Raw genomic sequence first — 12,898 nt, forward strand, 5'->3', positions numbered from 1 at the left:
TATCTGTACAAGCCATTAACCATTATACATCTTCTTACCCAAAAATAAAAAGGGCTGCATCATAACGAAGCCCCTTTTTTCGACAATTTATGTTTTTTGCACAAGATTGTCATGGTTTAGACACCTGAGAGGGCAAATTTACGCTTAAAAAAGAGGTCGCATTCTCATACATCCAGCCTTTCACAGTATCCTCTGGATAATAACGGAGCAGCTGCTCTATAAGATCAGGGTATTTTCCCGGATGCTCCAACTTCTCTATCCAAGTATCAATGCCGTCAAAATCCGAGCCAAACATCATATGCTTCTCACCGCCGAGATTACATACATATTCAATGTGCTTTAACAAATCTTCCATGCGAGCCTTCCCATCATCACGTACGAACCACGGATAAAAGGTCAAGCCCATTCTTCCATCCATTGCAATCAAAGCTTTAATCTGTTCATCATTTAAATTTCTAACATGCCCACATATAGCTGCAGCATTCGAATGGGAAGCAATAAACGGACGATTGCTTAAATCAGCCAACTCCCAGAACCCCGCTTGCGACAAATGCGACACATCAAGCAGCATTCCACTTTCGTTGCACCATTCTATCAGCTTTCTCCCTTTTTCCGTAAATCCACCATTACGCTTCTCTAGCACACCATCTGCTGCCCAGTTCGCATAATTCCAAGTCACACCAAGAAACCGTACTCCAATTTCGAAGCAGAGCTGAGCATAGAACAAGTTCCCTTCTAAGCCGTCTACGCCCTCCAGAGAGAGCATTACTTGTGGAGGTGCGCCTACTAATCGATTTCCTACTTGCTCCTTCCACTGTAACCACTGAAGCCCATCTGTGTTCACTATCTTTTGCCTAAAGAGATCAATTTGCCCTAGAACATGTTCAAAGCTTGGTTTTCCTCTGTTAGTTGAAAGAAATATTGCAAAACATTGCAACGCCACTCCGCCAGAAGCCAGCCGCTCTGCAGTAACATCTAATCGAGGATCATTGTCAAAATTTATATCCGGGGAGGCTTGCATTTTGCTTAGCACATCACAATGGAAATCCGCTACTTTAAACTTATCAGCCCTCATTTTACAACCCCACTTTCTCACTGTCCCAGCTGTTCATTTCATTTCCAAATGCCTATTTCAGATACTATGCAAAAAAACGCCAGACTATAAATCAAAAGCAAAAAACCTGTTTACAAAAGTAAACAGGTTCAATCATTCTATAGGTCTGTTATCTGGGTTCAACAATCAGTTTAATCGCGGTTCGATCTTCCCCATCAATCACTATATCAGTGAACGCAGGAATGCAGATCAAATCTACTCCGCTTGGTGCAACAAATCCCCGGGCAATGGCAACTGCTTTGACTGCTTGATTCAGTGCTCCAGCTCCAATAGCTTGTAATTCGGCCGATCCACGTTCACGAAGAACACCCGCTAATGCGCCGGCGACGGAATTTGGATTGGATTTAGCTGATACTTTTAATACATCCATAGTAAGTACCTCCCCTGGGAAAATAATGGTGTTCTTCCACTACTTTAGATGTTATTCGCGAGAGAAGAAATAATTCCTTCTTTTTACGGACCACGTCTTCCAAAAACGGTATAAAAGATACTCTTTTATGATATTAAAAATATCACACTTTACCCTAACTCAGCGAAATTACCCGGATTAAACCATACTCTGTTCTACGTTTAGCTCATAACCCATTCATCTTCACGTAACCGTATCTTCTCCAGACGAGTTGCCGCACCAGTATTTTCATCTAATTCTGCAAATAAACCGTGAAGCTGCCACTTGCCTTCATCGACAACAAATCGTGCTGGAAGCTGAGTTGTGAACTTATAAAGTACTGCATCTCTTTCCATACCCAGAATTCCTTCGCTTGAACCAACCATTCCCGCATCGGTCAAATACGCAGTTCCTCCTGGTAAAATCACATCATCATTTGTCTGAACATGAGTATGTGTCCCAACAACAATCGATGCACGACCATCCATAAAATATCCCATGGCGATTTTCTCAGAGGTTACCTCTGCATGGAAATCGACTAAAATACATTTGTGATCTCTACGAAGCTCTTCCACAATTTCTTCCCCGACACGGAAAGGACAATCGATAGCAGGTAAGAATGTCCGGCCTTGCAAATTTACTATGGCCAGTTCTTTACCGTTCCCTTTAACGACTGTATAACCTCTTCCCGGTGTTCCTGGCGGAAAATTAGCGGGACGAATAATCCGAGCCTCATCATCGATGAACTCAAAAATATCTTTGTTGTCCCATGTGTGGTTTCCCATAGTTATACCGTGAATGCCCCAGTTAAAAAACTCATTAGCGATCGCCTTGGTGATCCCTCTACCGGCAGCAGAATTTTCACCATTAACAATAATGATATGTGGCTGATATTTACTTTTTAGTGAGGGCAACATCTCACGAAGAGCCTTCCTGCCAACATTTCCAACGATATCTCCAATAAATAGTACTTTAATGATTCTCTCCTCCTAATCTTAACCGCTATATCTAATGGATAAGACCTCATATTCAAAAGAAAAAAGGCCCCGCTTAGGGGCCAATTCTCAACAAATATAAGAAAGTATAAGTTACATCTTATCCCTTAACCTTATATTCCACCTATTTAGCGTATTCAACAGCCCGTGTCTCACGAATAACGGTAACTTTGATATGTCCTGGATAATCCAGTTCACTTTCAATCATTTTCGTAATATCGCGAGCAAGACGGAATGCCTCTGCATCGTCAATCTTCTCTGGCTGTACCATCACGCGTACCTCACGGCCCGCCTGAATAGCAAATGATTTCTCAACGCCTTCGAATGACTCTGAGATTTCTTCCAGTTTTTCTAGACGTTTAATATACGTTTCCAGTGTTTCACGGCGAGCGCCAGGTCTTGCTGCTGACAATGCATCAGCTGCACCAACCAACATAGCAATAACCGAGGTAGCTTCGCAATCTCCATGATGAGACGCGATACTGTTGATAACAACCGGATGTTCCTTATATTTCTTCGCTAGTTCAACGCCGATCTCAACATGCGATCCTTCTACTTCATGATCCAGCGCTTTACCGATATCATGGAGCAATCCTGCACGTTTTGCAAGCACGATGTCTTCCCCAAGCTCACCGGCCATCAGTCCAGTTAAATAAGCAACCTCCATGGAGTGCTTCAATACATTTTGACCATAGCTTGTACGGAATTTCAGACGACCCAGAATCTTGATCAAATCTGGATGCAATCCGTGAACACCCACTTCGAAAGTAGCTTGTTCACCATATTCGCGAATTCGTTCGTCCACTTCTTTACGGGATTTCTCCACCATCTCTTCAATTCGAGCGGGATGGATACGTCCATCTGCCACAAGCTTCTCAAGTGCCGTACGGGCCACTTCACGGCGGATCGGATCAAATCCCGACAAAATAACTGCTTCCGGCGTATCATCAATAATGAGGTCGATACCTGTAAGAGTTTCGAGTGCACGAATATTACGGCCTTCACGACCGATAATCCGCCCCTTCATCTCTTCGTTCGGCAGGGTAACAACTGAAACTGTTGTCTCCGCTACGTGATCAGCTGCACAGCGTTGGATAGCGAGTGTGATGATTTCGCGGGATTTCTTATCCGCTTCCTCTTTCGCCTGCTGTTCAATCTCTTTGATCATTTGAGCCGTTTCATGGCGAACTTCTTGCTCAACATTGCTAAGAATAATACTTCTTGCATCTTCGATGCTTAAATTGGAAATCCTCTCCAATTCAGTGACTTGGTTTTTGTAAATAACATCAATTTGCTGTTGGGTTTCATCAATTCGTTTCTCTTTGTTAGCTACTTGTTCTTCTTTTCTTTCAAGCGATTCCATTTTTTTATCCAGAGATTCTTCCTTTTGCAGCAAACGTCTCTCTTGCCGTTGGATTTCATTCCGACGTTCACGAGTTTCTTTCTCAGCTTCAGTACGGATTCTATGGACTTCGTCCTTAGCTTCCAATACTGTTTCTTTCTTCAGCGCCTCTGCGTCTTTCTTCGCGTTCTCCACGATGACTACGGCTTCTCTTTCTGCGCTTTGAATTTTAGCTTCTGCAAGGGATTTACGAATAAAATAACCGAACCCAAAGAATAATGCAGCTACAACGAGAACGATAATGACCCAGATCCATGCTTGCATCTGTTCACCTCCTCGTTGGTTCCTCTCCAAGGTATATCCCTGGGAATTGTGCAGTTGTTAAACTATCCGTTCATCACCATACAAAAAACCGGTAAATAACCGATTGCCATACTGCACATGCTGCACATGCACACTGCCCGCCTTATCCGGCGATTACATTTCATATGAGTTGTACGCGAACCGTTTTAAAAAGTCACCTTTTTGGGAAGGAAAAAGGATTCTTACTTTATGCCGATTCATGTTATATTTTATTATTTATAAAAAGACATTGTCAAGAGAGTCGATATGCGCATTAATGTCAAGAGAATCAGTGAGTCTAGTAAAATGCCTCATCTTCACCCTCATAATTGTCTTCCTCAAGTAAAGTATTGATCACTTGTCGCACCATATCACCCGAGAATCCACGCCGCATTAAGAAGGCTCCAGTCTTTCTGCGCTTATCTGTGGCTTCACCACGAATAAGATTCCATTTCTTACGACCAATCTGAAGTGCACTCTCTAGTTCTTGTTCAGGACTGACATTCTCCAGTGCTTCCGAGATCAAGGTTTTGTCGATTCCTTTCTCACGTAGCTCTTGGCGAATCCACATTTTCCCTTTTCGCTGGTTCGTAATGCGTTGCTCCGCCCATTGCTTTGCATACAAGGGGTCATCAAGAAATCTTTCCTGCTGTAGCCGTTGCACCACTTCCGCAATAATAGTCTCCCCTATTTCCTTCTGCCGTAAACGGCGAGTCATTTCCATAGCGGTACGTGGCTTCCGTTCTAGATAACGAAGTCCTTCTACATAAGCTCGTTGTCGCTCATCAGCAACAACAATTTCCTCCAAATCGGCTTTCATAAAAGAATTTCCAGTAATCATCCGATATTTAATCATGACGTCTTCGTGTACAGTCATGTTATAGGCTCCGAAATGTATGATGTAGCGGTGGTCCGACTTCTTCTGACGTTCTACCTTAGTAATTTCTAAAAGTTCTCCATCAGGAAAATCAGATAGGACCTGTACGTCCTGCTCATTCGATTCAAAATCCATATCCAGCTGTATTACCATAGTTGCTTGTCACCTCATAGCAATAAAATATCCCCACAAAGTGCGGCTTAACTTCGGTGCGTACTCAGTTACTTTTGGGGGACCCCAAATATATATGTTCTTACACTGTTAAGAAAAGACACCCTGCAACAATGAATCACAGGGCGTCCTATTCCTTAGTAAATTCTATTGTTCGATTTCGAGAAGTAGCTTTTCTTCTTCCTCTTGCTCTGCAATGATTTCCGCTTCATTTGGTGCAGCAACAATAGTGGACAGGTTACTTGCTTCACGGATCTTGTTCTCAATGATAAGTGCAATATCTTGATGTTCTTTCAAGAACTGTTTGGCATTCTCACGTCCTTGACCGAGACGCTCACCCTCATAGGAATACCATGCACCACTCTTATTCACGATGTCCATTTCAGTACCGATGTCTACAAGACTTCCTTCTCTGGAAATCCCTTCACCATACATGATATCAACATCAGCTTGTTTAAATGGAGGTGCTACCTTATTCTTCACAATCTTGATCTTGGTGCGGTTACCTACAACGTCGTTACCCATCTTAATACTTTCGACACGACGAACATCCAACCGTACGGAAGAGTAGAATTTCAACGCCCGACCACCCGGGGTTGTCTCAGGGTTACCGAACATAACACCAATTTTCTCACGAAGCTGGTTAATAAAGATAGCAATTGTATTCGATTTACTAATGGCACCAGATAGCTTCCGAAGCGCTTGAGACATCAAACGAGCCTGTAGGCCGACGTGAGAATCACCCATATCGCCTTCGATTTCCGCTTTAGGAACCAACGCAGCTACGGAGTCAACGACAATAATGTCTACTGCACCACTACGGACAAGTGCTTCAGCAATCTCAAGTGCCTGTTCACCCGTATCTGGCTGAGATAGCAACAATTCATCAATGTTTACGCCCAAGTTACGTGCATACTTCGGATCGAGCGCATGCTCAGCATCGATAAATGCAGCTTGTCCTCCTTGTTTTTGCACTTCTGCAATAGCATGAAGAGCAACAGTCGTTTTACCGGAGGATTCAGGTCCGTATACTTCAATAATACGTCCCTTTGGAAGTCCGCCTATACCTAACGCAATATCAAGTGCCAAAGATCCGCTAGGTACAACTTCCACTTGCATATGAGTGGATTCTCCCAGTTTCATGATCGAACCTTTACCAAATTGTTTTTCTATTTGACGAAGCGCCATATCAAGCGCTGCACGACGATCTGACAATCAGACCACTTCCTTCACTGTTTATAATAATATAATAACGTGTTTTTGAGGTCTTGCCAAGCTTTTTTTCGAACATACATTCGTTTTTTTTGTCTCAAGCGTTAATTATCCCTTTTATTGTAAGCCTCCCTCCGGACATAGAAGTTAACTGATTTCTCTACTTCACCGGACATCAACGACTTATGATCAAAACCAAAACAGCGATCAAAATCTCCGCAGATATACAAAAAACCGCAGCAAAGAAATCTCAGTGCCACGGTTCTTCCGTATGTCTCAATTATAACTGGGCTAATCTCCCATTACAAGTCTGAGCCTTCAAGAGGTGTCTCCACCTTCCGTTCCTCAAGTCTGCGCCATAGACGATACAACAGAGCTTTAACAGTACGCAGTCGTATATTTTCACGTGTACCTTTAAGATTAAGCTCATACACCTCTGTCTTACGCCCGCGTTCAGCTAAACCAATAAATACAAGTCCGACTGGCTTACGTTCAGAATAGCCTGGTCCCGCTACACCAGTTACAGATAAACCGAAATCACTATCCGCGATCATTCTCACCTGATCAGCTAACACCTCGGCAACTTCACGACTAACTGCCCCTGGAGCATCTGGCCCCTCCAAATAAGCACTTGGCACATTCAGAAGCTTTTTCTTCAGGTCGTTGGAATAACAGACGATTCCTCCCGCAAACATCGAAGCACTGCCTGGAATGTTAGTTATACTCTCCATCAGTAAGCCTCCAGTGCAACTCTCTGCAGCACTTAAAGTCAGACCTGCATCCGCCATCCAATCCACAATCAATTGCTCCAGTGGCACATCAATATTTGCATATAAATGTTCTGGCAAAATCTCTTTGATCTGTTTCTCCAGAATCTCCAGCTTCTTGTAAGCTTCATGCTCGGAAGGTGCCTTTGTCGAAATACGAACGGTTACCTCTCCCTCTTTAGCGTAAGGAGCTATGGTTGGGTCTGTCTGGCTGTGAATAAGATCAATAAGCTTATCCTCAAGCAGTGATTCTCCGATACCGGCAAATTTAAGCATTTTAGAATAAAGTGGCATTTCTGTCGTCAGAGCGTGCTGCTGGAGCCACGGTACAGCTTTATCTACGAACATCGGCTTCATCTCGCGAGGCGGACCAGGAAGCACAATATAATATTTCTTTTCATGCTCAAAAGCAATGCCAACAGCAAGGCCAATCTCATTTGGCAAAGGTGTAGTTCCTTCAATTATAAGTGCCTGTTTACGATTATTCTCCGTCATTACAATCTTTCGATCATCAAAGAAACGTTGTACATGATCCATTGCCAAGCGATCTATATGAAGTGTGCGACCTAAGGAAGCAGCCAGCGCGTCCTTCGTTAGATCATCTTCTGTAGGACCAATACCACCGGTAAATATGATAACATCCGCTCTGCTTTGAGCGATCTCAATGGCTTGCTGCAAGCGACTGCTGTTATCCCCAACTACGGTTTGAAAATATACATCAATCCCAATAGCAGCTAGCTCAATAGACAAAAACTGGGCATTACTATTTACGATTTGACCGAGCAAAAGCTCCGTGCCTACTGCAATAATCTCTGCTTTCATACCTGGCTTTCGCCTCCTCGTTATAATGTAGATACACTGCTTTTAGGGTTTAAAAAAGGTAATAGGTGCTTTACCTATTACCTCTCCTATATGTAGCTGCCTAAAACGCTTAAGCATTATGCAGCTGTAATAGATCCTTATTCTTCACAAAATAATCAATTCCAGAGTAAATAGTGATCAAGGCTGCAGCCCAGATGGCAATATCGTCTACAGGAATGCTGACGAATTGAAATGGGAAATTATTTAACAACAGCAGTGAGATCGCTACAATTTGTACAACCGTCTTTATCTTACCCCATTTGCTGGCGGCAACCACTTTTCCCTCTAACAATGCTATCTGGCGAAGCCCGGTTACTGCGAACTCACGACTAATGATAACAATTGCGATCCATGAATCACATCTGCCCAATTCCACAAGTGAAATCAGAACTGCAGAAACTAACAGCTTGTCCGCTAACGGATCAAGGAGCTTACCGAGATTGGTAACCATATTATATTTCCTTGCTATGTAGCCGTCTATTCCATCTGTGCTCGCTGCAAGCAAAAAGATTACAGCTGCCACCAAATGATTAACAGATAGCTGAAAAGAGCCCCAATGTATCGGTTCTGGATAAAAACTGAAATCCACCAGTAAGAAAAACATCATAATCGGGATCAGGCAAATACGTGCTAGCGTGATGCGGTTGGGCAAATTCACTGAAGTTCCTCCCCTAAATCGTTCATACAAATTGCCTGAGTCAGGCTCATCTATTTCTACTTAAGCAAGTATATTATAGCTATAAATAGGTGTCAAAAAAAATACAAAGCACCCCGCATAATGGCGCTGATAAGCACTGCGGGGTACAAAATGCTATTTTAAGTTGTTGAACTGCAGGTCCAGAGGCAAATCAGCTTTACGTAAAATCTGGATAATTTGTTGTAAATCATCGCGACTCTTACCAGTTACGCGGATCTGATCTCCTTGAATCTGGCTCTTCACCTTCAATTTCGAATCACGAATCAGGATGTTAATTTTTTTTGCGTTCTCCTGATCAATCCCTTGCTTAAGACCTAAACGCTGACGAACACTACCCAGAGAAGCAGGCTCCACTTTGCCGAAATCCAAGTTTTTCAGCGTGATACCTCTCTTCACCATCTTCGATTGTAAAATATCAATAACAGCGTTTAACTTATATTCGTCCTCAGAGGCGATAATAAGTGCGTCTTTCTCCAGCTTCAGACTGCTCTTGCTGTTCTTAAAGTCAAAGCGGTTGTCAATTTCTTTCTCTGTTTGGTGGATCGCATTGGTTAATTCCTGCATATCCATTTTAGATACGATATCAAATGAACTTTCTGAACTCATAACTACACGTCCTTTGTACTTTTTAGTCTGCTACTATTATAAAAGAATGATACCCTTAAGTCTAATATTGGATAATATGTACCTCACCCGACACAGAAAACAGCCCCACATAGTGGAGCTTTTCCTTCGAAATGAGTTGTGTTTCAGGTAGAAATACGTCTCCAATGGAAAATACCCTTGGAGACGCACATTCTAAATTCTCTATCTGCTTCGAAGCGGGCTTCGAAACATATCTAGAATTCCAAGCACGATATGTGCAAGACCGAACCCGAGAATTCCATAACCCCAAGCACTTGGTGTCATATAGTATCCGATAAGACTGACAATAACCCCAAGTCCAGCTACAACCCAGCTAACAATCATGAATGTACACCCCACTTTGGCTAAGAACTAGAAACAGTCTTATGTTCCCCGCAAAGCCAAAGTCTATGCATCATTTTTCTTATTGGCCTGTTTCATTAGTCTGGTCAGTAGTATCGGTGGTACCTTCATTCTGGGTCGTTTCACTTCCAGTACCATCATCCAGATTAAGTAGCAGACGAGATGAGGTCTTTTCATCCGTAATCACTTGTCCATTGACAGTAATCTCAGTAGCTGGTGAATAACCAGATTTAATATACATTCCTTCACTTCCAAGCACAAAGCTCATACGATCTCCTGCCGCTGTGTTACCAAATGAGAGCTTTTCACCTTTAGAGTTCTCACCTTTATACACCTCAAGCCAGCTTACCCCAGTAGCAGAAATCTCAACCTTCACTTCACTTCCAGCCGGAGCTGAAACCTTGAATTTTGTTGTTTTTCCTGCTTTCCCATCCGGTGTAACTGTAATGGATTGCGGGGAAGGTGTAGGTGTTGGTAATGGCGTTGGCTCTGCAGTAGGTTCAGTTGTTGCTTCTGTTCCTGCCGAAGAAGTTGGCGCCACAACTCCACCTCCTGAAGCCGGTGGAGATGTTTGAGCAGTCGTAGGATCCTGCTGCTCATTCGTCAGATTCGTCTGATCAATCTGATCACGATCCGGTTTGTTCAAACTAGATGCATAAATGTAAATCACAACAATAATTAATATTGGAAATGTCCACATTAGCACTGTTGGCAGCCATTTTGCATTCCGTTCGGTTTCAGGTCTACGGCTGCGTTTTTGAATCACCGTTTCCATGGCTGTGTCTTCGGGAGGGGCAGGTACATTCCCATGCTCCTCTAGCAGTTCGTCAGGACTCATCCCTACTGCCTCTGCGTACGTTTTGATAAACGCCCTAACATAAAAACTTCCTGGAAGCACCTTATAGTCTCCAGACTCGATGGCTTCCAAATACTTTTTGCGAATTTTCGTTACTTCCTGGACATCGTCAAGACTCATCCCTTTTTGCAGACGCGCCTCTTTCAATTGCCGGCCCAGTTCCGACATACCATCACCTCCTGTAAATTTCAATGAATATCATTGTTCATTCTTGTTCTATAAATCATCACTGTAGCTAGTCGTAAACGACTCGTACAATATTTCTTCATTTGGATTATTGCGAAGCTCGATAATAATATCAAAATCATCAAAGGTGTACTCAGATTCCCGCACAAAAATATCTGGATGCTCGATCACTTTCGTGCTTGGCATACTCATAACATTTTGTAATAAATTATAATGCTTCTCATTAGAGCGGATCGTACTAACAATACCATCAATGATAAATACATTATGTGGGTTCATCTCATCTTCTGCTAATTGACTTCGAACCGTCTGACGTAAAAGTGTCGAGGAGACAAATGTCCAACGCTTCATCGCGCAGACACTGCCAGCAATGATTGATTCCGTCTTTCCTACACGGGGCATACCTCGAAGTCCTATTACCTGATTTCCATCTTTTTTAAACAGTTCCCCGAGAAAATCGACCAATAGACCAAGCTCATCCCGAGTAAACCGAAACGTCTTCCGATCATCTGAATCCCGTTCAATATATCGCCCATGGCGCACAGCCAGCTTGTCTACGAGTCTTGGAGACCGCAGAGCTGAAACTGTAATATTATCAACTTTCTTGAGCATTTCGCCCATCAGCATTATTTTGTCATCATCATTGGTCTCCAGCAACATTCCGCGAGTCTTTCCTTCAACGCCATTAATCGTCAGAATGTTGACTTCTAGCATCCCTAACATTGAAGCGATATCACCAAGCAGACCGGGTCTGTTCTTGTGAATCTTGTATTCCATATACCATTGTTTATATTCCACTTGTACACCTCATAGATTCCTTTTCCCGCACTTTGATATACATCAAAAAAATGCCGTTCAGACAAAGCGGTCTGAAACACGGGTCATGTTAATGATATATAAAATAAAAATGAAAGGCAAGGTCAGTCCTGTAATAATTGCAGAAAAGCTCCCACAAGGGGAGCTTTTCCGCAAGCTTAGGCGTGATTTTTCGCCAACTTGACCATGAGTTTAGCAATCGTCTGCTTTTCTTCATCGTTGCCGACGTCCCATAGCTCTTTGATTGCACGGTTTTGAGTGTTTGCTGGATCCACTTTTTCATCGAGGAATTCCCCAATTTCAAAAGCCAGCTTTGAGATTGTGTCTTCACTCATCCCAAGTTTCTCCGCCTGTACAACTCGTTTACCTAGAAATTTCTTCCAGGTGTCAAAATTTTTGATTACGCTATCTTCTTGTGTCATCTTAAATCCTCCTTCATGTTTACGGTCAAACACCTGCATACAGGCTGTAAGCCGCCTTACGTGAGATTTAAAAACAACACTTATAATATGTCTTATAAGCTAAGTTATTATGCTGGAGCTTTTCTCCAACTGAAGATCAGGTAATCCATCCACCATTTGGACTAATAATCTGACCAGTGATATACCCGGACTCAGGCAAAGCCAAAAAATAAATTAGTGAAGATATCTCATTAGGCGTAGCCAAACGCCCTACTGGAATCTCATCCTCCAGCATACGGACTTCATCCTCCTGTAAATTGGACAGCATGTTCGTATTAACCGCTCCTGGAGCTACCGCGTTAACCGTTACACCAGATGGAGCCAGCTCTTTAGCTAAAGCCTTTGTAAAGGCATTCACTCCACCTTTGCTAGCCGAATAAGCTACTTCGCAAGAAGCTCCAGTGATTCCCCATACGGAAGAAACGTTGATGATACGACCATAACGTTGTGACACCATGTACGGCATAAAGATCTGACTGCACATAAAGGTTCCCTTCAAGTTAATGGACATAATGTCATCCCATTCCTCTTCGGTCACATCAGCTAGCATTCCGTAATGCGATTTACCGGCATTATTGACGAGAATATCCGGCTGCATCCCATTACTCTCAAGCTTTTCCGCCATACGTACAATCTGACTACGATCCTTCATATCCGCGTTTACTGTCATTACCTTTGCGCCAAGGGCCATACAACGCCGAGCGACATCATTCGCAGCTTCATGTGAGTGTCTGTAATGAATAACTATATTCATCCCCACAGAAGCAAATCGTTCCGCAATGGCGCCGCCGATCCCTCCGCTTCCCCCTGTAATGAGCACTGTCAT

General features: G+C 43.0%; 14 protein-coding genes. All 14 read right to left on the reverse strand.

What is annotated here, in order from left to right; translation table 11 throughout:
- Positions 1-109: 109 nt before the first annotated feature.
- On the reverse strand, positions 110-1,075 hold the full coding sequence (locus NYE25_RS08805) for a dipeptidase (protein ID WP_341145725.1): 966 nt from the start codon (positions 1,073-1,075) through the stop codon (positions 110-112).
- Positions 1,076-1,223: 148 nt separating this feature from the next.
- Positions 1,224-1,484 (reverse strand): stage V sporulation protein S, encoded by a 261-nt coding sequence (locus NYE25_RS08810; RefSeq protein ID WP_019910496.1) that lies wholly within the window; start codon positions 1,482-1,484, stop codon positions 1,224-1,226.
- A 200-nt stretch (positions 1,485-1,684) separates the two neighbouring features.
- Positions 1,685-2,479, reverse strand: coding sequence for a TIGR00282 family metallophosphoesterase (locus NYE25_RS08815; RefSeq protein WP_341147707.1), 795 nt, complete (start codon positions 2,477-2,479; stop codon positions 1,685-1,687).
- Between the two features lie 142 nt (positions 2,480-2,621).
- The gene (gene rny, locus NYE25_RS08820; protein ID WP_042128807.1) at positions 2,622-4,163 is read right to left on the reverse strand and encodes a ribonuclease Y; all 1,542 of its coding nucleotides are present in this window, start codon (positions 4,161-4,163) and stop codon (positions 2,622-2,624) included.
- A gap of 316 nt (positions 4,164-4,479) precedes the next feature.
- On the reverse strand, positions 4,480-5,211 hold the full coding sequence (locus NYE25_RS08825) for a regulatory protein RecX (protein WP_341145726.1): 732 nt from the start codon (positions 5,209-5,211) through the stop codon (positions 4,480-4,482).
- A gap of 165 nt (positions 5,212-5,376) precedes the next feature.
- The gene (recA, locus tag NYE25_RS08830; protein ID WP_042128809.1) at positions 5,377-6,444 is read right to left on the reverse strand and encodes a recombinase RecA; all 1,068 of its coding nucleotides are present in this window, start codon (positions 6,442-6,444) and stop codon (positions 5,377-5,379) included.
- A gap of 299 nt (positions 6,445-6,743) precedes the next feature.
- A complete protein-coding gene (locus tag NYE25_RS08835) occupies positions 6,744-8,030 on the reverse strand; it encodes a competence/damage-inducible protein A (protein WP_042189391.1) in 1,287 nt (428 codons plus the stop codon).
- A 109-nt stretch (positions 8,031-8,139) separates the two neighbouring features.
- Positions 8,140-8,727 (reverse strand): CDP-diacylglycerol--glycerol-3-phosphate 3-phosphatidyltransferase, encoded by a 588-nt coding sequence (gene pgsA / locus NYE25_RS08840; protein WP_036688397.1) that lies wholly within the window; start codon positions 8,725-8,727, stop codon positions 8,140-8,142.
- A 153-nt stretch (positions 8,728-8,880) separates the two neighbouring features.
- A complete protein-coding gene (locus NYE25_RS08845) occupies positions 8,881-9,372 on the reverse strand; it encodes a YajQ family cyclic di-GMP-binding protein (protein ID WP_042128814.1) in 492 nt (163 codons plus the stop codon).
- Between the two features lie 201 nt (positions 9,373-9,573).
- Positions 9,574-9,735 carry a hypothetical protein gene (locus NYE25_RS08850; protein WP_179085813.1) on the reverse strand — a complete coding sequence of 54 codons (162 nt, stop codon included), beginning with the start codon at positions 9,733-9,735 and terminating at the stop codon, positions 9,574-9,576.
- A gap of 79 nt (positions 9,736-9,814) precedes the next feature.
- Positions 9,815-10,777, reverse strand: coding sequence for a helix-turn-helix domain-containing protein (locus tag NYE25_RS08855; RefSeq protein WP_341145727.1), 963 nt, complete (start codon positions 10,775-10,777; stop codon positions 9,815-9,817).
- Positions 10,778-10,825: 48 nt separating this feature from the next.
- The gene (locus tag NYE25_RS08860) at positions 10,826-11,593 is read right to left on the reverse strand and encodes a DUF3388 domain-containing protein (protein WP_042128818.1); all 768 of its coding nucleotides are present in this window, start codon (positions 11,591-11,593) and stop codon (positions 10,826-10,828) included.
- Positions 11,594-11,769: 176 nt separating this feature from the next.
- Positions 11,770-12,033, reverse strand: coding sequence for a DUF3243 domain-containing protein (locus NYE25_RS08865; RefSeq protein WP_042189396.1), 264 nt, complete (start codon positions 12,031-12,033; stop codon positions 11,770-11,772).
- 136 nt (positions 12,034-12,169) lie between these two features.
- Positions 12,170-12,898 (reverse strand): elongation factor P 5-aminopentanone reductase, encoded by a 729-nt coding sequence (gene ymfI / locus NYE25_RS08870; RefSeq protein WP_076299349.1) that lies wholly within the window; start codon positions 12,896-12,898, stop codon positions 12,170-12,172.

Source organism: Paenibacillus sp. FSL E2-8871 (genome assembly GCF_038000345.1).
Lineage (GTDB): Bacteria > Bacillota > Bacilli > Paenibacillales > Paenibacillaceae > Paenibacillus_AQ.

Bases quoted from the DNA above. Each gene is read 5' to 3' on its own strand.
- NYE25_RS08805 (WP_341145725.1), bottom strand. From the start codon at position 1,075: ATGAGGGCTGATAAGTTTAAAGTAGCGGATTTCCATTGTGATGTGCTA.
- NYE25_RS08825 (WP_341145726.1), bottom strand. From the start codon at position 5,211: ATGGTAATACAGCTGGATATGGATTTTGAATCGAATGAGCAGGACGTA.
- NYE25_RS08865 (WP_042189396.1), bottom strand. From the start codon at position 12,033: ATGACACAAGAAGATAGCGTAATCAAAAATTTTGACACCTGGAAGAAA.
- NYE25_RS08855 (WP_341145727.1), bottom strand. From the start codon at position 10,777: ATGTCGGAACTGGGCCGGCAATTGAAAGAGGCGCGTCTGCAAAAAGGG.
- NYE25_RS08810 (WP_019910496.1), bottom strand. From the start codon at position 1,484: ATGGATGTATTAAAAGTATCAGCTAAATCCAATCCAAATTCCGTCGCC.
- NYE25_RS08835 (WP_042189391.1), bottom strand. From the start codon at position 8,030: ATGAAAGCAGAGATTATTGCAGTAGGCACGGAGCTTTTGCTCGGTCAA.
- ymfI (WP_076299349.1), bottom strand. From the start codon at position 12,898: ATGACAGTGCTCATTACAGGGGGAAGCGGAGGGATCGGCGGCGCCATT.
- rny (WP_042128807.1), bottom strand. From the start codon at position 4,163: ATGCAAGCATGGATCTGGGTCATTATCGTTCTCGTTGTAGCTGCATTA.
- NYE25_RS08845 (WP_042128814.1), bottom strand. From the start codon at position 9,372: ATGAGTTCAGAAAGTTCATTTGATATCGTATCTAAAATGGATATGCAG.
- NYE25_RS08850 (WP_179085813.1), bottom strand. From the start codon at position 9,735: ATGATTGTTAGCTGGGTTGTAGCTGGACTTGGGGTTATTGTCAGTCTT.